The sequence below is a fragment of the Mesorhizobium sp. B3-1-9 genome (assembly GCF_006439595.1).
Taxonomy (GTDB): domain Bacteria; phylum Pseudomonadota; class Alphaproteobacteria; order Rhizobiales; family Rhizobiaceae; genus Mesorhizobium.
Genome location: NZ_VFTJ01000019.1, coordinates 55,855 through 78,308, shown reverse-complemented (window position 1 = coordinate 78,308; position 22,454 = coordinate 55,855). Strand labels below are relative to the sequence as shown.

Here is a 22,454-nt window from a genome sequence, read left to right as displayed (position 1 = left end):
ACACGCCTTAATCCAGCACCGCGCACCTGCTTTTAAGTGAAAAACATCCGATGGCAACCGAACGATACAATCCGCGCACCTCAGAGCCCAAATGGCAGAAGGCCTGGGCCGAAAAGAAGCTGTTCGAGGCCCGCAACGACGACCCGAAGCCGAAATATTACGTGCTCGAGATGTTCCCCTATCCGTCGGGCAAGATCCATATCGGCCACACCCGCAACTACACGATGGGCGACGTGGTGGCGCGCTACAAGCGCGCCAAGGGTTTCAACGTGCTGCATCCGATGGGCTGGGATGCGTTCGGCATGCCAGCCGAAAACGCCGCCATGCAGAATAAGGTCCACCCCAAGGACTGGACCTATGAAAACATCGCCGTCATGCGCGAGCAACTCAAGATGATGGGCCTGTCGCTCGACTGGGCGCGCGAGTTCGCGACCTGCGATGTCGATTACTACCACCGCCAGCAGATGCTGTTCCTCGACTTCGTCGAGAAGGGGCTGGTGACGCGCAAATCCTCCAAGGTCAACTGGGATCCGGAGGACATGACCGTGCTTGCCAACGAGCAGGTCATCGACGGCCGCGGCTGGCGCTCGGGCGCGCTGGTCGAGCAGCGCGAGCTGACGCAGTGGTTCTTCAAGATCACCGACTTCGCGCAGGACCTGCTGGACTCGCTCAACGGGCTCGAAGAGTGGCCGGAAAAGGTCAAGCTGATGCAGCACAACTGGATCGGCCGCTCGGAAGGGCTGCTGATCCGGTGGCCGCTGGCGGCGCCGGTCGGCGACACGAACGAACTGGAAGTATACACGACCCGGCCCGACACCATCTTCGGCGCCTCCTTCATGGCGGTCGCCGCCGACCATGCGCTGGCGAGAAAAGCCGCCGAGACCAATGTCGAGCTGGCGAAGTTCATCGACGAGGTCCGCCACATGGGCACCTCGGTGGCGGCGCTCGAGACGGCCGAGAAGAAGGGCTTCGACACCGGCATCCGCGTCGTCCATCCGTTCGACGAGAACTGGACGCTGCCGGTCTATGTCGCCAATTTCGTGCTGATGGAATACGGCACCGGCGCCATTTTCGGCTGCCCGTCGGGCGACCAGCGCGATCTCGATTTCGCCAACAAATACGGCCTGCCGGTGATCCCGGTGGTGATGCCGGAAGACGCCGACGCAAAGACCTTCCAGATCATCGAGGAGGCCTATGTCGACGACGGCGTGATGATCAATTCGCGCTTCCTCGACGGCATGAAGCCGCAGAAGGCTTTCAACGAAGTCGCGAAGCTGTTGGAAGAAAAGACGATCGGCGGCCGGCCGATGGCGGAGCGCAAGGTGAACTTCCGCCTGCGCGACTGGGGCATCTCGCGCCAGCGCTACTGGGGCTGCCCGATCCCGATGATCCATTGCGAGCATTGCGGCGTCGTGCCGGTGCCGAAGGCCGACCTGCCGGTGAAGCTGCCCGACGACATCGAGTTCGACCGTCCGGGCAATCCGCTCGACCGGCACCCGACCTGGCGGCATGTGAAATGTCCGCAATGCGGCCGCGGTGCGCGGCGCGAGACCGACACGATGGATACCTTCGTCGATTCGTCTTGGTATTTCGCGCGCTTCACCGCGCCCTGGGCGAACGAGCCGACCGAGCCGAAGGCGGCCGACGAATGGCTGGCGGTCGACCAGTATATCGGCGGCATCGAGCACGCGATCCTGCATCTGCTCTATTCGCGCTTCTTCACCCGCGCCATGCGCGAGACCGGTCACCTCGATCTGGCCGAGCCGTTCAAGGGCCTGTTCACGCAAGGCATGGTCGTGCACGAGACCTACCGCGTCGGCGGCCCGTCCAACAACGGACGCTGGCTGTCACCAAGCGAGGTCAGGCTCGAGGACGTGGGCGGCAAGCGCCGCGCCGTCGAGATCGCCACCGGCGAGGAGGCGACGGTCGGCGCGCTGGAGAAGATGTCGAAGTCGAAGAAGAACACGGTGAGCCCCGAAGAGATCACCGACGGCTACGGCGCCGACACCGCGCGCTGGTTCATGCTGTCGGACTCGCCGCCGGAGCGCGACGTCGAATGGACCGACGAGGGCGCGGCCGGCGCGCACCGCTTCGTGCAGCGCGTCTGGCGCCTGGTGCAGATCGCGGCCGAGCAGCTTGCCAGTGTGAAACCGGCGGCGGCGACGGATGGCGAGGCGGGCGCCGTGTCCAAGGCCGCGCACAAGATCCTGAAGGCGGTCGGCGAGGATATCGAGAAGCTCGGCTTCAATCGGGCGATCGCGCGTATCTACGAGCTGGCCAACGCGCTGGCGACGCCGCTCGCCGACGTTGCCGAGGGCAAGGCCGATGCCGCGCTGAAAGGCGCCTGCCGCGAAGCGGTGGAGATCCTGGTGCACATCGTCGCGCCCGTCATGCCGCATCTGGCGGAAGAGTGCTGGCAGGAGCTCGGCGGCGCCGAGATGGTCGCCGAACGGCCCTGGCCGGTCTACGATCCTGCTCTGGTCGTCGACAACGAGATCGTGCTGCCGGTACAGGTCAACGGCAAGAAGCGGGGGGATTTGACAATTGCGCGCGACGCGGATCAAGGTGCCGTCGAAAAAGCGGTGCTGGCTCTCGACTTCGTGCAAAAAGCACTGGAAGGTAAGGCCCCGCGCAAGGTGATCATCGTGCCGCAGAGAATCGTCAATGTCGTTGCCTGATCCGGTGAAGTCAGAAGCGGCCCGCCTGCGCGGCCGCTTGGCGGTCTGCGGCATGGTCGCCGCGCTCGCGCTGGTCTCGGCCTGCACCGTGCGGCCGCTCTATTCCAACCAGCCGCTGTCGCCCGGATCGCGGCTCAGCGCGTCCGCCGAGCTCGGCTCGATCTCGATCAAGCCGGTCAATACCCGCTACGCGCAGCAGGTGCGCAACAATCTGATCTTCGCCTTCGGGCAAGGCTCGGGCGAGCCGGCCTCGCCGGCCTACACGCTCGATCTCGGCGTCACCGAGCTCGTCGAATCGGCGGCCATCGTGCAGGTGCAGACCCAGGAAGACGAGCCGACGGCGGGCACGGTCACGCTGACCGCCAATTACGTGCTGCGGGACACCGCGACCAACACGGTGATTGCCGTCGGCAAGCGCTCCATCCCGTCGTCCTTCGACCGGCCGCGCCAGGAATTCGCAGCCTACCGCGCGCAGATCGACGCGGAGAACCGCGCCGCGCGGGAATTGGCCGACCTTCTGCGGCTGTCGATCGCGCAGGACCTAGCCAAGCACGGCAAAAGGGCCTAGTTCCTCGCCGGGGATTGGCTGAAGTCTTCCGAACTTCGTCATCCTCGGGTCTGCGCGCGTCGCTTCGCTCCTTGCTCCGCCCGTGGATGACGATCGCGATAGGCGTCCCGGCCAATCGCCAAGGCATGTGACTTGCCAAGGCATAGACACTTTGCCACGAAGAAGGCCGGTTGCCCGGCCTTCTTCGCTACTTTTTGCCTTGCGCAATTCCCAGACGGAAAATCGTTACATACTTTTCCTGGAACTGCTCCGGCCTCAGCCGATCTTCTGGCCGGTCTTGGCCCAATCGGCGAGGAAGGCCGCGAGGCCCTTGTCGGTCAGCGGGTGATTGACCAGCGCCTTCAGCGTCGCCGGCGGCGCGGTGACGATATCGGCGCCGATCAGGGCGGCCTGCTTGACGTGGTTCACCGTGCGCACCGAGGCGGTCAGGATCTCGGTCTTGAAATCGTAATTGTCGTAGATGGTGCGGATTTCCGAGATCAGCTCCATGCCGTCCGAGCCGGTGTCGTCGATGCGGCCGACGAAGGGCGAGATGAAGGAGGCGCCGGCCTTGGCGGCCAGCAATGCCTGGTTGGCCGAGAAGCAGAGCGTCACGTTGACCATGCGGTTCATCTCGGTGCGGATGGTCTTGCAGGCCTTCAGGCCGTCGAGCGTCAGCGGTACCTTGATGGCGATATTCGGCGCGATCTTGGCCAGCACCTTGGCTTCCGCCATCATGTCCTCGTACTCGGTCGCCACGACCTCGGCCGAAACCGGACCCTCGACGATGTCGCAGATCTGCTTGGTGACGTCGATGATCTTGCCACCCGATTTCAGGATCAGCGACGGGTTGGTGGTGACGCCGTCGAGCAGCCCAAGATCGTTGAGCTCCTTGATTTCCTTGATGTCAGCGGTGTCGACAAAAAATTTCATGGCGGTCTCCTTGGGGATTGCCGGGCGCCAGCCAGGCAGATGCGAGGGTCCCCTTTGATCTAGACCAAAGTCAGGGCAAGGTCACGCCTGATGATGGAAGATTCGCCCTTTGTCGCAGCCGCGCCCGTGCTGGTGCCGATGCCCGCCGAACGGCCCTACACCTATGCCGTGCCGCCGGGCATGCGCGTGGTGCCGGGCTCGATCGTGCGCGTGCCGCTCGGGCCGCGCCAAGTCGCGGGCATCGTCTGGGATGGCGCCGTCGAAACCGTCGATGCGAAGAAATTGCGGCCGATCGAGGAGGTGTTCGACTGCCCGCCGATCGATAGGGCGATGCGCCGCTTCGTCGACTGGATCGCGCAATACACGCTGTCGGCTCCCGGCATGGTGGCGCGCATGCTGCTCAGGGCCCCCGAGGCTTTCGACCCGGAGCAGTGGATCGAAGGGCTGCAGCGCACGCTGGCCGAACCGGACCGGTTGACGGATGCGCGCCGGCGCGTGCTGGAGACGGCCGAAGGCGGCCTGGCCTGGACGCGCTCCGGGCTGGCGCATGCCGCGGGCGTGTCCTCGACCGTCATCGACGGGTTGCGGGCACAGGGCGTGTTCGAGACGGTGATGATCCCGCCGCGTCCGGTGGTGGCGGCGCCTGACACCAGCCATGCCGTGCCGGAGCTGATGCCGGACCAAAATGTTGCGGCGGAGAAGCTGCGCGCGGCAATCGCGGCCGATACTTTCAATGTCACCCTTCTCGACGGCGTCACGGGATCGGGCAAGACGGAAGTCTATTTCGAGGCGGTGGCGGCTGCGCTCGACAAGGGCAGGCAGGTGCTGATCCTTTTGCCGGAAATCGCGCTGACGCATGCCTTCCTCGAACGTTTCCAGGACCGGTTCGGCGCCAAGCCGGCGGAGTGGCACTCCGACCTGCCGCCCCGGATGCGCGAACGTGTCTGGCGGCAGGTTGCGGAAGGCGGCGTGCGCGTCGTCGCCGGCGCGCGCTCGGCGCTGTTCCTGCCGTTCAAGGAACTCGGCCTGATCGTCGTCGACGAGGAGCATGACCCGGCCTACAAGCAGGAAGACCGCGTCTTCTACAATGCGCGCGACATGGCGGTGGTGCGCGGCCATATCGGTGCTTTCCCGGTCGTGCTCGCCTCGGCGACGCCGTCGGTGGAAAGCCGGGTCAACGCCGGCCAGGGCCGCTACGGCCGGGCGGTGCTGTCGTCGCGCTTCGCCGAGGCGGCGCTCCCCGACCTGAAGTCGATCGACATGCGGCGCTCGCCGCCGGCGCGCGGCGGTTTCCTGTCGCCGGTCTTGCTGGAGCAGATGCAGCGCACGCTGGAGAGGAAGGAGCAGTCGCTGCTCTTCCTCAACCGGCGCGGCTATGCGCCGCTGACGCTCTGCCGGGTCTGCGGTCATCGCTTCGGCTGCCCGGTCTGCTCGGCGTGGCTGGTCGAGCACCGGTTTCGCGGCCAACTCGTCTGCCATCATTGCGGCCATAATGAGCGGCGGCCCGAGGCCTGCCCGGAATGCGGCACGCTCGACCATCTGGTGGCCTGCGGCCCCGGCGTCGAGCGCATCGCCGAGGAGGTGGTGGCGCATTTCCCCGAAGCCCGCACCATCGTGCTTTCGTCCGACCTTCTGGGCGGCGTGCGCCGTCTCCGGCTCGAACTCGAGGCCGTCGCCAATGGCGAGGCCGACATCGTCATCGGCACGCAACTCGTCGCCAAGGGTCACAACTTTCCCGGCATGACGCTGGTCGGCGTGGTCGACGCCGATCTCGGGCTCGCCAATGGCGATCCGCGCGCCGCCGAGCGCACTTTCCAGCTGCTCAGCCAGGTGACGGGGCGCGCCGGCCGCACCGGCAAGAAGAGCCTCGGCCTCTTGCAGACCTACCAGCCGGACCATCCGGTGATGCGGGCGATCGTCTCCGGCGATTCGGAAGCTTTTTACGAGCGCGAGATCGCCGAGCGCGAACGGGCGGCGCTGCCGCCTTTCGGCCGGCTCGCCGGCATCATCGTCAGCGCCGCGACACGGGGCGAGGCGGAGAGCCATGCGCGGGGGTTAAGGCGCGCGGCGCCGCAGGCTTCCGATCTCTTCGTGCTCGGGCCGGCCGAGGCGCCGCTGTCGTTGATCGGCGGTCGTCACCGCTTCCGCCTGCTCATCCAGGGCGAGCGGCGCGCCGACATGCAAGGCTTCATCCGCGCCATGCTGGCCGACGGGCCGAAGCCGCGCGGCTCGGTCAGGGTGCAGGTCGACATCGACCCGCAGAGCTTTTTGTAAGAATGGGGTGACTAATCGTCGCTCGGCGGGTCTTGCAGTATATTCCAACACCAAACACCAAGCGCCTCAAAATGCCTGATGTTTGCAGTTATCACGGTGAGCTCGTTGGTTGCCGCCGTGGCCGCGATCAATATGTCTGCTAGACCGGGATTCTTCCCTTGTGCAGAGGCTGCCTCCTCCATTTGACCCGCCCTTCGCGCTATATCGGCATTGACCTCTAGAATCTGATCAGCGAAGTCTTCAATGGTTTCATTGAGCCAGGCAGTGAGACCCTCGGCGCGTTTTGTGGCCCCGGCGCGGGCCAGCTTGCATATGCCTTTCTCGATTTCAGTGATCGCTATAACCGGTATGAAGAGTGCCTGCTTTGCACCTTGGGTCACGATCCAGGTGGCGACGTCTTTTGCAAGCGGCGGCCTTCCAGGCGCGAATGCCGATAAGATGGAAGTATCCACAAGATAGCCGCTCAAAGGTCGATATCCCGCGACGGCGACTCATTCCTTTCAAACTCGATTCCTCCCGGATAGGTCAGAAGGAATTCCCCGAAATTTCGACGCTCGACCGGATAAAGCTTTTGCAAGTCTTCGACCGAAACGATGGCGGCTGCTGGCTTACCATGCTTTGTGATGATGGTGGGCTCGCCGCCCTCCGCGGCCTCGACGAGCGCCGAGAACCCTGCCTTGGCTTCCCGAACTTGCATTGTTTTCACAGCAACCTCCTTGTGGTCTCATGTAGTCATAATATAGGAATTGCTGAGGAAAGGACAGCGCGATCATGAAAACCCTCGGCCTCATCGGTGGCATGAGCTGGGAATCGACCGCGATCTATTACCGCCTGCTCAACGAGATCGTGCGTGAACGGCTCGGCGGGCTTCATTCGGCCAAGCTGCTTCTGTGGTCGTTCGATTTCGCCGAGATCGCCGAACGGCAGCATGCCGGCGACTGGGAAGGCGCCGGCGTCCTTCTCGTTGAAGCCGCGCGCAGGCTGGAGGCGGGCGGCGCCGAGGGCCTGCTGATCTGCACCAACACCATGCACAAGCTCGCCGACGCGGTGCAGGCGGCCATATCGATCCCGCTTATCCATATCGCCGACGCCACGGCGCATGCCGTCGTCGATGCCGGCGTGAAGCGGCCGGCGCTGCTCGCGACGCGCTTCACCATGGAGCAGGATTTCTACAAGGGTCGGCTTGCCGACAAATACGGCCTCCAGCCGGTGGTGCCGGACCAGGTCGGCCGCGACATGGTTCACCAGGTGATCTATGACGAGCTTTGCCAGGGCGTTGTCAAAGGTGAATCGAAATCCGCCTATCTCGACGAAGTCGGCCGGATGCGGCGCACCCACGACGTGGACGGCGTCATCATGGGCTGCACCGAGATCACCATGCTGATCGGCCAGGGCGATTTCGACGTTCCGGTGTTCGACACGACGCGGATCCATGCCGAGGCCGCGGTCGATTTCGCGCTTGCTTGATGCGCTGTACCTAATGTGCCCGCCATCCTCTGGCGCGGTTTCATTCCCTCGCTAGAATGCCTGTGTTTCAGAACAAGAAATACGAGGGGGGATTTTATGGACTTCGCGTTTCCGTGGCCCGCGAGCCAGGGTGAATGGCTGGCCTGGTCGAGCGCCGTCGTGACCCTGGCCCTCGGCCTGTTCCTGTTCTTGGCGCCGGGGCTTGCGTTTCGCGCGCTGCGCCTGCAGCCAAGGCCGGAGAAAGCGGCGGCGATCGCCGAAGGACGCGGCCGCATGTCGGGCTTCTATCTCGGCGTCAGCCTGTGCTGCATCCTCCTGGCGCAGCCGCTGCTCTACATGGCGCTGGGCTTCTCCTGGCTGTTCACCGCCTTCGGCAGGCTCTTGTCGATGATGTCGGACGGCGCCAACACCCCTTTCAACTGGGTTTCGATCGTGGTTGAATTGGCATTGGCGGCGCTGCCGCTGGCCTTTGCCTTCGGCTTCGTTCCGTGAATTCGACGCTTGAGCTTGGCCTTCGCCGCCTGATGCGACAAAAGTGCCTGAAAACCATGCCGGACGATGCATTGCGGTCTTAAAAAGCCTGTGCTAGACGGCAATCGACTTTCGACCGGGGATAGCGGAAGCCGCGCCTCCGTGCTTGGAAAAATGCAGTAAGGTCAAAGATTTAGCCAGAGTTTTCGCTCGCGCCAACAATCTGCGGCCTGTCAGACAAGAGAAAAGACGGTCCGTGGCCCAATCGTCATCGCCAATCTCAGCTGTCGCCGAACGCTACGCAGGCTCGCTGTTCGAGCTCGCGCTGCAGGACAATTCAGTCGCCAAGGTCGAGGCCGACCTCGGCGGCTTCGAGGCAATGCTCAATGACAGCGACGATCTCTCGCGGCTGATCAACAGCCCGGTGTTTTCCAGCGAGGACCAGGCAAAGGCCATTGCCGCCATCGCCGACAAGGCCAAGATCACCGGCCTGGTCGGCAATTTCCTGCGCGTCGTGGCCAAGAACCGCCGCCTGTTCGCGGTGCCTGGCATGATCAAGGCGTTCCGCCAGATCGCCGCCGACCATCGCGGCGAGACGTCCGCCGAGGTCACCTCGGCGCATGCGCTGACGGCCGTGCAGCAGACTGAACTCAAGGCGGCGCTGAAAGGCATCGCCGGCAAGGACGTGGCCATCGCCATGACCGTCGATCCGTCGCTGCTCGGCGGGCTGATCGTCAAGATGGGCTCGCGCCAGATCGATACGTCGCTCAAAACCAAACTCAATTCGCTCAAGCTTGCACTGAAAGAGGTCGGCTGATGGACATCCGCGCCGCGGAAATTTCCGCAATTCTGAAAGACCAGATCAAGAATTTCGGCAAGGAGGCCGAGGTCTCCGAAGTCGGTCAGGTTCTGTCCGTCGGTGACGGCATCGCCCGCGTCTACGGCCTCGACAACGTCCAGGCCGGCGAGATGGTCGAGTTCCCGGGCGGCATCCGCGGCATGGCGCTGAACCTCGAAGCCGACAATGTCGGCGTCGTCATCTTCGGTGCCGACCGCGACATCAAGGAAGGCGACACCGTCAAGCGCACCGGCGCCATCGTCGACGCGCCTGTCGGCATGGGCCTGCTCGGCCGCGTCGTCGACGCGCTTGGCAATCCGATCGACGGCAAGGGCCCGATCAAGGCAACCGAACGCAAGCGTGTCGACGTCAAGGCGCCCGGCATCATCCCGCGCAAGTCGGTGCATGAGCCGATGTCGACCGGCCTCAAGGCCATCGACGCGCTGATCCCGGTCGGCCGCGGCCAGCGCGAGCTGGTCATCGGCGACCGCCAGACCGGCAAGACCGCCATCATCCTCGACACGATGCTGAACCAGAAGTCGGTGCACGACAACGGCCCCGAAAAGGAAAAGCTCTACTGCGTCTACGTCGCAGTCGGCCAGAAGCGCTCGACCGTCGCGCAGTTCGTCAAGGTGCTGGAAGAGCGCGGCGCGCTCGAATATTCGATCATCGTCGCCGCCACCGCGTCCGATCCGGCGCCGATGCAGTTCCTGGCGCCGTTCACCGCCTGCACCATGGGCGAATATTTCCGCGACAACGGCATGCATGCGCTGATCAGCTATGACGATCTGTCGAAGCAGGCCGTCGCCTACCGCCAGATGTCGCTCCTGCTGCGCCGCCCACCGGGCCGCGAAGCCTATCCGGGCGACGTCTTCTACCTGCATTCGCGCCTGCTCGAACGCGCCGCCAAGCTCAATGACGACAACGGCAACGGTTCGCTGACCGCGCTGCCGATCATCGAGACGCAGGCCAACGACGTGTCGGCCTACATCCCGACCAACGTGATCTCGATCACCGACGGCCAGATCTTCCTCGAAACCAACCTGTTCTTCCAGGGCATCCGTCCGGCGGTGAACGTCGGCCTGTCGGTGTCGCGCGTCGGCTCTTCGGCGCAGATCAAGGCGATGAAGCAGGTCGCCGGCTCCATCAAGGGCGAGCTCGCGCAGTATCGCGAAATGGCTGCCTTCGCGCAGTTCGGCTCCGACCTCGACGCGGCAACGCAGCGTCTGCTGAACCGCGGTTCGCGCCTGACCGAGTTGCTCAAGCAGCCGCAGTTCTCGCCGCTCAAGGTCGAGGAACAGGTCGCGGTGATCTTCGCCGGTGTCAACGGCTATCTCGACAAGCTGCCGCTCAACCAGGTCGGCAAGTTCGAACATGGCCTGCTCAGCCACATGCGCTCGGCCGGCAAGGATGTGCTCGATGCCATCCGCAAGGAGAAGGCGCTGTCGGACGATTTGCGCGCCAAGCTCAAGGCCGAGATCGACGCCTTCGCCAAGACCTTCGCCTAACAACAAGCCGGACGCACGGGATCAGGTTTGAAGCATGCCTTCATTAAAAGACCTTCGTAACCGTATCGCCTCGGTCAAGGCGACGCAGAAGATCACCAAGGCGATGCAGATGGTCGCCGCGGCGAAGCTGCGTCGCGCGCAGGAAGCGGCGGAAGCGGCGCGTCCCTATTCCGAGCGCATGGGCGCGGTTCTGGCCAACATCACCCAGGCGATCGGCGGCGGCGGCGATGCCCCGGCGCTGATGACGGGCACCGGCAGGGACGATGTGCATCTGCTCATCGTCTGCACCGCCGAGCGCGGCCTGTGCGGCGGCTTCAACTCGCAGATCGCGCGCCTCGCCCGCGACCACATCCGCCGGCTTCTCGCCGACGGCAAGCAGGTGAAGATCATCTGCGTCGGCAAGAAGGGCTATGACATCCTGCGCCGCGACTACGCTTCGATGATCCTCGAGCGCGTCGACCTGCGCGAGGTCAAGACGCTCGGCTTCGTCAATGCCGATGCGATCGCGCGCAAGATCATCCACCTCTTCAACGAGGGCGGCTTCGACATCTGCACGCTGTTCTATTCGCAGTTCAAATCGGTGATCAGCCAGATCCCGACGGCGCAGCAGATCATCCCGGCGGCACAGGCTTCGGCCGCCGCCGAGACGGGCAACGGCGCCACCGCTGTCTACGAATACGAGCCGGAGCCGGGCGAGATCCTCTCCGACCTCATCCCGCGCAACATCGCCGTGCAGATCTTCCGCGCGCTTCTGGAAAACGCGGCCGGCGAGATGGGCGCCAAGATGAGCGCGATGGATAATGCGACGCGCAACGCCGGCGACATGATCAACAGGCTGTCGATCACCTACAACCGCCAGCGGCAGGCGCAGATCACCAAGGAACTGATCGAGATCATTTCGGGCGCCGAGGCGCTCTAATCACGCGCCGCGCGGGACACCCGGCGGACGACGTGAATAACGGACAGACGAAAAGGGCAAAGACGATGGCGAAAGCAGCTACCCCGAAGACCGCCGCCAAGGCGGCAGAGGCCCCCAAAGCGGCGACGAAGGCCGCTCCGGCCAAGAAGGCGGCCGCTCCGGCCAAGGCAGCAGCCCCCGCCAAGGCGGCAGCGACCGCCAACGCGCCGGCCTTTGCGGCCAAGCGCGTCGGCGCCGCCGGCAAGGTCCGCCAGGTCATCGGCGCCGTCGTCGACGTGCAGTTCGAAGATCACCTGCCGGCCATTCTGAACGCGCTGGAAACCGACAATGTCGGCAATCGCCTGGTGCTCGAGGTTGCCCAGCATCTCGGCGAGAACACCGTGCGCTGCATCGCCATGGACTCGACCGAAGGCCTGGTCCGCGGCCAGGACGTCTTCGACACCGGCGCGCCGATCTCGGTCCCGGTCGGCCCGGGCATGCTCGGCCGCATCATCAACGTCATCGGCGAGCCGGTCGACGAGGAAGGCCCGGTCGACGGCGTCGAACTGCGCTCCATCCATCAGCCGGCTCCGGCCTATGTCGACCAGTCGACGGAAGCGCAGATCCTGGTCACCGGCATCAAGGTCCTCGACCTGCTGGCGCCTTACGCCCGCGGCGGCAAGATCGGCCTGTTCGGCGGCGCCGGCGTCGGCAAGACCGTGCTGATCCAGGAACTGATCAACAACGTCGCCAAGGCCCATGGCGGCTTCTCGGTGTTCGCCGGCGTCGGAGAGCGCACCCGCGAAGGCAACGATCTCTATCACGAGTTCATCGAATCGGGCGTCAACAAGAAGGGCGGCGGCCAGGGCTCGAAGGCAGCACTTGTCTACGGCCAGATGAACGAGCCGCCGGGCGCGCGCGCCCGCGTCGGCCTGACCGGCCTCACCGTCGCCGAATATTTCCGCGACCAGGGCCAGGACGTGCTGTTCTTCGTCGACAACATCTTCCGCTTCACCCAGGCTGGCTCGGAAGTGTCGGCGCTGCTCGGCCGTATTCCTTCCGCCGTGGGTTATCAGCCGACGCTGGCCACCGACATGGGCGCGCTGCAGGAACGCATCACGACGACGACCAAGGGCTCGATCACCTCGGTGCAGGCCATCTACGTTCCGGCCGACGACTTGACCGACCCGGCGCCGGCCACCTCCTTCGCCCACTTGGACGCCACCACCGTGCTGAACCGCGCGATCTCGGAAAAGGGCATCTATCCGGCAGTCGATCCGCTGGATTCCACCTCGCGCATGCTTGACCCGATGGTCGTCGGCGAGGAGCACTACCAGGTCGCCCGCCAGGTGCAGTCGATCCTGCAGCGCTACAAGTCGCTGCAGGACATCATCGCCATCCTGGGCATGGACGAGCTGTCGGAAGAGGACAAGCAGACCGTGGCCCGCGCCCGCAAGATCGAGCGCTTCCTGTCGCAGCCGTTCTTCGTCGCCGAAGTGTTCACCGGTTCGCCGGGCAAGCTGGTCGACCTCGCCGACACCATCAAGGGCTTCAAGGGCCTCTGCGCCGGCGACTACGATCACTTGCCGGAAGCCGCCTTCTACATGGTCGGCGGCATCGACGAGGCGGTCGAGAAGGCACAGCGCCTCGCGGCTGAAGCGGCATAAGAAAGCGAATAGGGAGTAGTGAGTAGTGAGTAGAGAATAGCGGTGTGATCCGGGCGGTTGCGTCCCTTCACTACTGACTACTCACTATTCCCTACCTGCTAAGTTTTACATGGCTGAAGCTTTCAAGTTCGAACTGGTCTCGCCCGAGCGGCTGCTCGTTTCCGAGCAGGTGGAGTCCGTGGTCATTCCGGGCGCCGAAGGCGAGATGACCGTGATGGCGCAGCATGCGCCGGTCATGACCACCATCAAGCCGGGCGTCGTCACGATAAAGACCGCGGGCGGCAAGGAAGAGCGCTTCGTCGTGTTCGGCGGTTTCGCCGACATCCTGCCTTCCGGCTGCACGCTGCTTGCCGAATCGGCGACGCATGTGAACGACATCGATCGCGCCGATCTGGCTCGCCGCATTCAGGAAGCCAAGGAAGACGCCGCCGACGCCAAGGACGACGAGAGCCGCAGCAAGGCCGAGCAGTTCCTCAGCCAGCTCACCACGCTGGAAGGCGCTCTGCTGCCGGCCTGATTTCGGCTGCCGACAAGCGATCGAGAAAGGTGGGGCTTGCCCCCGCCTTTTTTGTTGCCGCTTTCTCCGTTTGCGAAACATTCCCGAATGCGAATGGGCTCGACTCCGCCCGCACTGCGGGTGGTGAACGGGTCGGCCGGCGAACAAGTGTGAAGCCGCCCAGCTCACCGCCGAGCCAATGCCAGGCACAAACGCTATCCGGCCGTTCCGCTCTTGCCATTAATGCCGAGCGCGGCGAGAGCCAGCTTCGGGCCGCCCTGCTTGAAATGGACGAGATGCGTGGCGACAAATTCGATCAATTTCCGCCGTTCCGAATGACCCTTGGCAAAGCCGGCGAGATCGAACACCGCCGCCGTCATCTCCGCCGTCGGCGGATTGCGGCCGAACAGGTCGCCGAGGGCGGCATCGAGCGGATCGGTGAAATGGCTTTCCGGCAACGTCTTGCCGCGCGCGGCGCATGCGGCGATCCAGGCGGCGACAACCAGCGACAAATGTTCCGGCAGCAAACCCGCTTCCAGCCGGGCAAGGGCGGAGGCGACGATGCGTTGCGGCAGCTTCTGGCTGCCGTCATTGGCGATCTGCGCGGTGCGGTGGGCAAGCGCCGTGTTGGAAAAGCGCGCGGCAAGCTCGGCCGTGTAGGGGATCGGATCGAGCCCGGCGTCCTGCGGCAGCGTTGGAATGGCCTCGGCCCACAGCCAGTCCACGAACTGCCGGATCGACGGATCGGCAAAGGCCTGGTCGACGGTGGCGTGGCCGCTGAGCAGGCCGAGATAGGCGATGCCGGAATGCGCGCCGTTGAGCAGCCTCAGCTTCATGTCCTCGAACGGGCCGACATCCTCGACCATGGCGACGCCGAATTTCTCCCAGGCCGGCCGCCCGGCGGGAAAGCGGTCCTCGATCACCCATTGCCGGAACGGCTCGGTCATCACCGGCCACGCGTCATCGATGCCAAGTTGTTGCGCAACACGCGCCCGGTCCGCGTCCGTCGTCGCCGGCACGATGCGGTCGACCATGCTTGACGGGAAGGCCACGTCATCGGCGACATGGCGCGTGAGGTCGGCATCGCCCTGACGGGCGGCCCCGGCATCGCCCTGGTGGGCGAGCCGTAGATCCCGGAGCTTCGCATATTCGATCAACAGCCGGTGCAGCGTGGCGCCGTTTGCCGGCAGGTTGTCGCAGCAGAGCACGGTGAAAGGTTGTGCGCCGGCCGCGCGACGGCGCGCCAAGGCCTCGGCAAGAAAGCCATGCGCGGTCTTCGGCGATCCTGGGTTGGCGAGGTCGTGGACAATATCAGGATGCGTGCTGTCGAGCGTGCCGTCGGCCGCCCTGAGATAGGCCTTTTCGGTGATGGTGAGCGTGACGATGCGGATGCGCGGATCGGTCAGCGCGGCGAGCACCGCGCCTGGGTCTTCCGGGGCGACGAGCAAGGACTGGATCGAGCCGACGACTTGCAGTTGTTCGCCGGCGCTGTCCCTGATTGCCAGCGTGTAGAGCCCGTCCTGCGGCTTGAGCGCATCGCGCGTGTCGGGACTGCGCAGCGAGACGCCGACGATGCCCCAATCGCTCTCGCCGTCCGCCAGGCAGGCATCGACATAGGCAGCCTGGTGGGCACGGTGAAAGGCGCCGACGCCAAGATGGACGATGCCGGGCGCGACGGACTTGCGGTCGTAGCGAGGCACCAGAACTTCGGCCGGCAGCTCCGCAAAGGTAGCGTTTGACAGGCGGCCGCTCATGGAAGCCAATCTCCGATCGGAAAACGACGGCAGCGACGTAACACCCGCTGTCACCATACACAATGGCCGCGTTCCTTTGGAAAGTCATCATACAACTGCATAATATTTGTATGTTGACATTATCTCTGACCGATCTACCAATAGCGAAGCCTGGGAGGAGCCGCGTGGCCGCATTGACCGATCCGGACCTGCTGTTCGCGCCGGAAACGCGATCATTGGCGCGCGACCTTTACGCGGGTGTGAAGGACCTGCCGATCGTCAGTCCGCACGGCCATACCGACCCGCGCTGGTACGCGCTCAACGAACCGTTTCCCGATCCGGCGCAGCTCTTGATCGTGCCGGACCATTACATTTTCCGCATGCTGTTCAGCCAAGGCGTGCGGCTGGAGGAACTCGGCGTGCCGACGCTCGACGGTTCGCCGGTCGAGACCGACGGCCGGGCGATCTGGCGGCGCTTCGCCGAACATTATTATCTCTTCCGCGGCACGCCGACACGGCTCTGGCTCGACCATGTGTTCGAACATCTGTTCGGCATCGAGGAGCCGCTCACCGCGACCAGCGCCGACCGCATCTACGATACGATAGCCACGCTGCTGCAGCGCGACGACTATCGGCCGCGCGCGCTGTTCGAACGCTTCAACATCGATGTGATCGCGACGACCGAAGGCGCGCTCGACGATCTCAAATGGCACCGGACGATCCGCGACAGCGGCTGGAACGGCCGTGTCGTCACCGCCTACCGGCCGGACGCCGTGGTCGATCCCGATTTCGAAGGGTTTGCTTCCAATCTCGATCGCCTCGGCGAGATCACCGGATGCAACACCGGAAGGTGGTCCGGCTATCTCGATGCGCATCGAAAGCGCCGCGCCTATTTCAAGGAATTCGGCGCGACCTCGTCCGATCACGGCCATCCGACGGCCGAGACCGCCAATCTTTCCGACGTGGCGGCCGAAGATCTGTTCAACCGCATCCGGAGCGGCTCCGAGGATGAGCGCGAGCGAAAACTGTTCCGAGCCCAGATGCTGACCGAGATGGCCAAGATGAGCCGCGACGACGCCTTGGTGATGCAGATCCATCCTGGATCATGGCGCAATCATTCGCCTTCTGTCTTCCAGAGATTCGGCCGCGACAAGGGCTTCGATATCCCGACCCGGACCGATTATGTGACGGCGCTGAAGCCGCTGCTCGACTGCGTCGGGCTGGAGCGCGACCTCACAATCATCCTGTTCACGCTCGACGAGACGAGCTATGCGCGCGAGCTTGCGCCGCTCGCCGGCGTCTATCCGGCGCTCAAGCTCGGGCCGGCCTGGTGGTTCCACGACAGCCCGGAAGGCATGCGCCACTTCCGCGAGATGACCACCGAGACGGCCGGCTTCTACAACACCGTCGGCTTCAACGACGACACGCGCGCCTTTCCGTCGATCCCGGCGCGCCACGACGTCGCGCGGCGTGTCGACTGCGCCTTTCTGGCGCGGCTGGTCGCAGAGCATCGCCTCCGGGAGGAGGAGGCGCATGAGCTGGCGCGGGAGCTTGCCTACTCGCTTGCCAAGAAAGCGTATCGGCTCTGAGCCAGGGCATCCGTGATTTTTGAAGGGAGGAAAGAACATGTTGCGTATTTCGAGATTGCTGGCGGCGACATTCGCCATCGGGTCCTTGATGATCGGCACCGCGCGGGCCGAAACCGTCCTGCGCTCTTCGGACACCCATCCGGACGGCTATCCGACAGTCGAGGCGGTCAAATATATGGGCGAGCTGATCAAGCAGCGCACCAACGGGCGCTATTCGATCGAGGTCTATCATTCGGCGCAGCTCGGCGAGGAAAAGGATACGATTGAGCAGACCCAGGCCGGCGTCATCGACCTCGATCGCGTCTCCATGGGGCCGTTCAACGGCATCGTGCCGGAAACCGCCGTGCCGTCGTTGCCCTACATCTTCCGCTCGGTCGAGCATATGCGCCATGTCATGGACGGGCCGATCGGCGACGAGATCCTGAAGGCCTTCGAAGCGCATGACCTTGTCGGACTCGCCTTCTACGATTCCGGCGCGCGCTCCTTCTACAACACCAAGAAGGACATCGCCTCGATGGCAGACATGAAGGGCATGAAGTTCCGCGTCATCCAGTCGGACGTCTTTGTCGACATGGTGAACGCGCTTGGCGCCAACGCCACGCCGATGGCCTATGGCGAGGTCTATTCGGCGTTGCAGACCGGCGTCATCGACGGCGCCGAGAACAACTGGCCGAGCTTTGAATCGGCCAAGCACTACGAGGTCGCCAAGCACTATACGCTGGATCAGCACCAGATCGTGCCGGAGGTGCTGGTGATGTCGAAGGCAAGCTGGGACAAGCTCGCGCCGGAAGACCAGGCGATCGTGCGCCAGGCGGCCAAGGACAGCGTCGTTAAGATGCGCGAGCTGTGGGACGCGCAGGAAAAGAAGTCGCGCGACATCGTCGAGAAGGCCGGCGTCAAGGTCAGCGAGATAGACAAGCAGCCGCTGATCGACGCGATGAAGCCGGTCTACGACAAATATCTGTCGACGCCCGAGCTCAAGGACCTCGCCGCCCGCATCCAGGCGACGAAATGACTGGGATGGGCAACGGGCCCGGTGGCACGGAGGCTTCCGCGCTGCCATCCAGCCGGTCGGGTCCGAAAGGGTTCTGGCTGCGGGTGGAACGGGCCCTTTCCGGGCTTGCGCGGTTGGCCTTATGGGTCAGCGGCACCGGGCTGACGCTGATGACCGTCATCATCTTCTGGCAGGTTTTCTCGCGCTACGTGTTGAACCGCTCGCCGAGTTGGACCGAATCCTCATCCGTGCTGCTGATGGGCTGGTTCATCTTTCTCGGCGCCGCCGTCGGCGTGCGCGAGCGCACGCATCTCGGCTTCGACGTGCTGCTCTATGTCTTGCCTGCCTCGGCCAAGGCGGTGCTGCGCAGCATTTCCGATCTCGTCGTGCTGGCCTTCGGCACCGGCATGATCGTCTATGGCGTGCAACTGGCCAGGCTGACCTGGAACACGGTGATGCCATCGCTCGCCTTGCCTGGCGGCGTCAGCTTCCTGCCGGTCATCCTGGGTGGCGGGCTCGTCTGCCTGTTTTCACTCGAGCGGCTGGCGGGGCGCTTTGCCGGGCTGCCGGTCGATGCCGACATCTACGCAACCGGCGAGGAGCTTTGAACCATGGCGCTGATCGTGCTTTTCGGCACTTTCGTCTTCCTGCTGGTTATCGGCACGCCGATCGCGTTCTGCCTCGGCGTCGCCAGCTTCGCGACGATCCTCACGATCGGCCTGCCACCCGTCGTGGTGTTCCAGCGGCTCAATTCCGGCGTCAGCGTCTTTTCGCTGATGGCCATCCCGTTCTTCATCTTCGCCGGCGACCTTATGGTTCGCGGCGGCATCGCCGCCCGCCTGGTGGCATTGGCCGGGTCCCTGGTCGGCCATCTGCGCGGCGGTCTGGGCCAAGTCAACATTGCCGCGTCGACCATGTTCGGCGGTATTTCCGGTTCGGCGGTGGCCGATGCCTCAGCCGTCGGCGGGCTGATGATCCCGCAGATGAAGGCGCGCGGCTACGGCGTCGACTATGCCGTCAACATCACCTCAGTCGGCGCCATCATTGCGCTGCTGATCCCGCCGTCGCACAACATGATCATCTATTCGATCTCGGCCGGCGGCCGCATCTCGATAGCGGATCTTTTCACCGCCGGGGTTCTGCCGGGGCTGCTGCTGGCCTTGTCACTGATGGTCACCGCCTATCTGGTGGCAAGCCGGCGCGGCTATCCGACGGAACCGTTTGCCGGTTTCGGCCGGGCCTTGCAGTTGCTTGTCGCCGCCATTCCCGGGCTGATCCTGATCGGCATCATCTTTGGCGGCGTCCGATCCGGTATCTTCACCGCCACCGAAAGCTCGTGCATTGCCATCGTCTATGCTTTCCTGGTGACATTGATCATCTACCGGTCGATGAGCTGGAACGATTTCGTCACCGCGACCACCGCGGCGGTGCGCACGACAGCGATGGTGCTGATGATTATCGGCTGCGCCGCGGCCTTCGGCTGGCTGCTGGCCTATCTCCGGGTTCCGGCAGCGCTTGTCGCGTTTTTGCAGTCCGTGTCCGACAACAAGCTGGTCATACTGCTCCTGATCAATGTCGTCCTGCTCATCCTCGGCACATTCATGGATATGTCGCCGCTCATCATTATCACCACGCCCATCTTCCTGCCGGTGGTCATGGCCTATGGCGTCGATCCCGTGCATTTCGGCGTCATCCTGATCCTCAATCTCGGCATCGGCCTTTGCACGCCGCCGGTCGGCGCGGTGCTGTTCGTCAGTTGCGCCATCGGTCGCATTCCCATCTGGACGGCGATGCGCTCGATCTGGCCCTTCTATGGAGCGGCCTTCGCGGTGCTGATGCTTGTCACCTACATACCGGAAATCTCATTGTGGCTGCCGAGCCTGTTCCATTAGGAGGGCACCACGTGTCCCAAACAGTTGCCGACCTCAGGGTCGAACGGAAGCCGAAACTGTCGGAGACCGTGGTCGCGGCGATCCGCAAGCAGCTCTTGGCAGGCGAGGTTCCGCCCGGACAGAAGCTGCCAACCGAAGGCCAACTGACGGAGACTTTCGGCGTCAGCCGCACGGTCATCCGCGAGGCGCTGGCCAAGCTTGCCGCCGATGGCCTGGTCGAAGCGCGGCAAGGCGCCGGCGTCTTCGTCAGCGAGCACATCTCGACGACCTTCGGCGTTTTGGCCGCCGACATGGGAGCCAAGGATTCGGTCGCGCTCAACGTGCTCGAGGTCCGCCTCGCGATCGAAATCGAATCGGCGGGCCTAGCCGCCATCCGACGCAACGCCGCCCAGGAGGCCGCGATCCAGGAGGCCTTCTTCGAGTTCGAGCGGCTGCTGCTCGCCAGTCAGCCGACCGGCCCGGCCGACCTCGCCTTCCACCGCACGATCGCCAGCGCCACCAACAACCCGTTCTATGTCGAGATGCTCGATGTGCTGGGACGCCGCGCCATTCCCTGCGACGTGACCTCGCCCTGGTCGACAGAGATCGTCCAGTCGGACGAGTACCAGCGCGGCCTGCAGCGCGAGCACCTCGTCATCCTCAATGCGATCTCGGCGGGCGATGCCGAGGCCGCGCGCGAGGCGATGCGCACGCATCTGACCCGCAGCCAGCAGCGCTACCGCGAGCGGCTGCAGGCCAGACAGGCCTATTATGCCAATTCGCTGAAAGCGGCATCGACCGAGTGACCGTCAGACAAGGCCTAGAAATGGACCAGAGCCTAGAAATGGACCAGACACACACCGAATTTTCCTCGCGCTTCGCCATCGATCCTATCGCCGCCGCGGCCATGGGGACCGACGAGCTGCGCCACCATTTCCACGTCGAGGGGCTTTTCCAGCCGGGCCTTGTCAGCCTGACCTACACGCATTACGACCGCATGATCGTCGGGGGCGCCATGCCGGTCGACAAAATCCTGCCGCTCGAGGCGATCAAGCCGATCGGAACCAAGGCTTTCCTCGATCGCCGCGAACTGATCGCCGTCAACATCGGCGGCGCCGGCACCGTCACGGCCGGCGGCCTGCCTTACGAATTGGCGGCGCGCGACATGGTCTATCTCGGCATGGGCACTGAGCAGGTGTCGTTCGCCTCGGCGGAGCCCGACAAGCCGGCAAAATTCTACCTGCTGAGCGCGCCGGCGCATCGAACCTATCCCAGCCGGTTGATCCGCGTCGGCGACGCCAGGCGGCTCGACCTCGGCAGTCTGGCGACCAGCAACGAACGCTCGATCTTCCAGTTCATCCACGCCGACGGCGTCAAGACCTGCCAGCTCGTCGTCGGCATGACGCAATTGGCGCCTGGATCGGTGTGGAACACCATGCCCTGCCATGTGCATGACCGGCGCATGGAAGCCTATCTCTATTTCGATCTGCCGGAAGGGCAGCGCGTCTTCCACTTCATGGGCGAACCGGACGAGACGCGCCATATCGTCATGCGCAGCGAGGAGGCGGTGCTGTCGCCGGGCTGGTCGATCCATTCGGGCGCCGGCACATCCAACTACGCCTTCATCTGGGCGATGGCCGGCGACAATGTCGACTATACCGACGTCGACCAGGTGGCGATGGATCAATTGCGATGAGCGATCCTTCCGCCTTCAGCCTCACGGGCAAGCGCATCCTGGTCACCGGCGCCAACACCGGCATCGGGCAAGGCATCGCCGTGTCGGTCGCGCGCGCCGGCGGCATGGTCGTCGGCGCAGGCCGCTCGGCGATGGACGAGACGGCCGGGAAGGTCGCGGCGGCGGGGGGCAGCTTCGAAGCGGTACGGGCCGATCTCGGCGATCCGGCCGAGGCAGTTGCGATGCTCGACCGGGTCTGGGGCGAAAGCGGCCCGCTGGACGGCCTCGTCAACAATGCCGGCATCATCCGGCGCGCCGACGCGGTCGACCTCAGCGAAGCCGACTGGGACGAGGTGATGGACGTCAATTTGAAGACGGTCTTTCGCCTCTGCCAGGGTTTCGCGAGGCGCGTGCTTGCGGATCCGGGACGGCGCGGCAAGATCGTCAACATAGGCTCGGTGCTGAGCTTCCAGGGCGGCATCCGCGTTGCCTCCTACACGGCCTCGAAGCACGGCGTGCTCGGCCTCACAAGGCTGCTCGCCTGCGAATGGGCGGCAAAAGGCATCAACGTCAACGGCATCGCGCCGGGCTATATCGAGACCAACAACACCGAAGCCTTGCGCGCCGATCCCGACCGCAGCGCCGCGATCCTCGGGCGCATTCCGGCCGGACGCTGGGGCCAGCCCGCGGATATCGGCGACGTGGCGGCGTTCCTGCTCGCGCCGGCGTCGGACTACGTGCACGGCGCGGTCATGCCTGTCGATGGCGGCTGGCTGGCGCGATGACAGTTTCCTGCCCATTTCGAACAGACGTTG

General features: G+C 64.5%; 21 protein-coding genes. 17 read left to right on the top strand and 4 right to left on the bottom strand.

Features of this window, described 5'->3' with window-relative positions; genetic code table 11:
• Positions 1–50 precede the first annotated feature (50 nt).
• Complete coding sequence (gene leuS, locus FJW07_RS25605; RefSeq protein ID WP_140859230.1) at positions 51–2,678, top strand: leucine--tRNA ligase; 2,628 nt, start codon at positions 51–53, stop codon at positions 2,676–2,678.
• Entirely contained in the window at positions 2,665–3,246 is a 582-nt protein-coding gene (gene lptE, locus FJW07_RS25600; RefSeq protein ID WP_140646467.1) for an LPS assembly lipoprotein LptE, read from the top strand. The genes leuS and lptE overlap by 14 nt, the downstream gene beginning before the upstream one ends.
• 255 nt (positions 3,247–3,501) lie before the next feature.
• On the opposite strand, the gene fsa is transcribed toward lptE, so the two are convergent.
• A complete protein-coding gene (fsa, locus tag FJW07_RS25595) occupies positions 3,502–4,158 on the bottom strand; it encodes a fructose-6-phosphate aldolase (protein ID WP_140646469.1) in 657 nt (218 codons plus the stop codon).
• Positions 4,159–4,248: 90 nt separating this feature from the next.
• Between fsa and FJW07_RS25590 the strand changes: the two genes are divergently transcribed.
• Positions 4,249–6,432 (top strand): primosomal protein N', encoded by a 2,184-nt coding sequence (locus tag FJW07_RS25590; protein ID WP_140859229.1) that lies wholly within the window; start codon positions 4,249–4,251, stop codon positions 6,430–6,432.
• Between the two features lie 11 nt (positions 6,433–6,443).
• On the opposite strand, the gene FJW07_RS25585 is transcribed toward FJW07_RS25590, so the two are convergent.
• Positions 6,444–6,899, bottom strand: coding sequence for a type II toxin-antitoxin system VapC family toxin (locus tag FJW07_RS25585; RefSeq protein ID WP_140646471.1), 456 nt, complete (start codon positions 6,897–6,899; stop codon positions 6,444–6,446).
• Positions 6,896–7,138 (bottom strand): type II toxin-antitoxin system Phd/YefM family antitoxin, encoded by a 243-nt coding sequence (locus FJW07_RS25580; RefSeq protein WP_140646473.1) that lies wholly within the window; start codon positions 7,136–7,138, stop codon positions 6,896–6,898. Before FJW07_RS25580 ends, FJW07_RS25585 begins: the two co-directional genes overlap by 4 nt.
• A 65-nt stretch (positions 7,139–7,203) precedes the next feature.
• Between FJW07_RS25580 and FJW07_RS25575 the strand changes: the two genes are divergently transcribed.
• The 7 genes from FJW07_RS25575 (at position 7,204) to FJW07_RS25545 (ending at position 13,798) form a co-directional block, all read left to right on the top strand.
• Positions 7,204–7,899 (top strand): aspartate/glutamate racemase family protein, encoded by a 696-nt coding sequence (locus tag FJW07_RS25575; RefSeq protein WP_140859228.1) that lies wholly within the window; start codon positions 7,204–7,206, stop codon positions 7,897–7,899.
• 96 nt (positions 7,900–7,995) lie between these two features.
• Positions 7,996–8,391 (top strand): DUF4345 family protein, encoded by a 396-nt coding sequence (locus FJW07_RS25570; RefSeq protein ID WP_140546140.1) that lies wholly within the window; start codon positions 7,996–7,998, stop codon positions 8,389–8,391.
• A 235-nt stretch (positions 8,392–8,626) separates the two neighbouring features.
• Complete coding sequence (locus FJW07_RS25565; protein ID WP_140859227.1) at positions 8,627–9,187, top strand: F0F1 ATP synthase subunit delta; 561 nt, start codon at positions 8,627–8,629, stop codon at positions 9,185–9,187.
• Positions 9,187–10,716 (top strand): F0F1 ATP synthase subunit alpha, encoded by a 1,530-nt coding sequence (atpA, locus tag FJW07_RS25560; protein WP_140646477.1) that lies wholly within the window; start codon positions 9,187–9,189, stop codon positions 10,714–10,716. The genes FJW07_RS25565 and atpA overlap by 1 nt, the downstream gene beginning before the upstream one ends.
• 34 nt (positions 10,717–10,750) lie before the next feature.
• Positions 10,751–11,635 (top strand): F0F1 ATP synthase subunit gamma, encoded by an 885-nt coding sequence (locus FJW07_RS25555; RefSeq protein WP_140859226.1) that lies wholly within the window; start codon positions 10,751–10,753, stop codon positions 11,633–11,635.
• A 65-nt stretch (positions 11,636–11,700) separates the two neighbouring features.
• A complete protein-coding gene (gene atpD, locus FJW07_RS25550; protein WP_140658982.1) occupies positions 11,701–13,281 on the top strand; it encodes a F0F1 ATP synthase subunit beta in 1,581 nt (526 codons plus the stop codon).
• A 109-nt stretch (positions 13,282–13,390) separates the two neighbouring features.
• On the top strand, positions 13,391–13,798 hold the full coding sequence (locus FJW07_RS25545; RefSeq protein WP_095769727.1) for a F0F1 ATP synthase subunit epsilon: 408 nt from the start codon (positions 13,391–13,393) through the stop codon (positions 13,796–13,798).
• 194 nt (positions 13,799–13,992) lie between these two features.
• Here FJW07_RS25545 and FJW07_RS25540 read toward each other — a convergent pair whose 3' ends face one another.
• The gene (locus tag FJW07_RS25540) at positions 13,993–15,531 is read right to left on the bottom strand and encodes a mannitol dehydrogenase family protein (RefSeq protein ID WP_140859225.1); all 1,539 of its coding nucleotides are present in this window, start codon (positions 15,529–15,531) and stop codon (positions 13,993–13,995) included.
• A 164-nt stretch (positions 15,532–15,695) separates the two neighbouring features.
• Here FJW07_RS25540 and uxaC point away from each other — a divergent pair, with 164 nt between their 5' ends.
• The 7 genes from uxaC to kduD are packed head-to-tail and all read left to right on the top strand — an operon-like array spanning position 15,696 to position 22,424.
• A complete protein-coding gene (gene uxaC, locus FJW07_RS25535) occupies positions 15,696–17,099 on the top strand; it encodes a glucuronate isomerase (protein ID WP_181182718.1) in 1,404 nt (467 codons plus the stop codon).
• A gap of 37 nt (positions 17,100–17,136) precedes the next feature.
• The gene (locus FJW07_RS25530) at positions 17,137–18,114 is read left to right on the top strand and encodes a TRAP transporter substrate-binding protein (protein WP_140646489.1); all 978 of its coding nucleotides are present in this window, start codon (positions 17,137–17,139) and stop codon (positions 18,112–18,114) included.
• A gap of 5 nt (positions 18,115–18,119) precedes the next feature.
• On the top strand, positions 18,120–18,701 hold the full coding sequence (locus FJW07_RS25525) for a TRAP transporter small permease (protein ID WP_140859223.1): 582 nt from the start codon (positions 18,120–18,122) through the stop codon (positions 18,699–18,701).
• 3 nt (positions 18,702–18,704) lie between these two features.
• Positions 18,705–19,985, top strand: coding sequence for a TRAP transporter large permease (locus FJW07_RS25520; RefSeq protein WP_140646490.1), 1,281 nt, complete (start codon positions 18,705–18,707; stop codon positions 19,983–19,985).
• Positions 19,986–19,996: 11 nt separating this feature from the next.
• Entirely contained in the window at positions 19,997–20,770 is a 774-nt protein-coding gene (locus FJW07_RS25515; protein ID WP_140658985.1) for a FadR/GntR family transcriptional regulator, read from the top strand.
• Between the two features lie 38 nt (positions 20,771–20,808).
• Positions 20,809–21,660, top strand: coding sequence for a 5-dehydro-4-deoxy-D-glucuronate isomerase (gene kduI, locus FJW07_RS25510; protein ID WP_140859222.1), 852 nt, complete (start codon positions 20,809–20,811; stop codon positions 21,658–21,660).
• Positions 21,657–22,424 carry a 2-dehydro-3-deoxy-D-gluconate 5-dehydrogenase KduD gene (gene kduD / locus FJW07_RS25505; RefSeq protein ID WP_140859221.1) on the top strand — a complete coding sequence of 256 codons (768 nt, stop codon included), beginning with the start codon at positions 21,657–21,659 and terminating at the stop codon, positions 22,422–22,424. Before kduI ends, kduD begins: the two co-directional genes overlap by 4 nt.
• Positions 22,425–22,454: the final 30 nt, after the last annotated feature.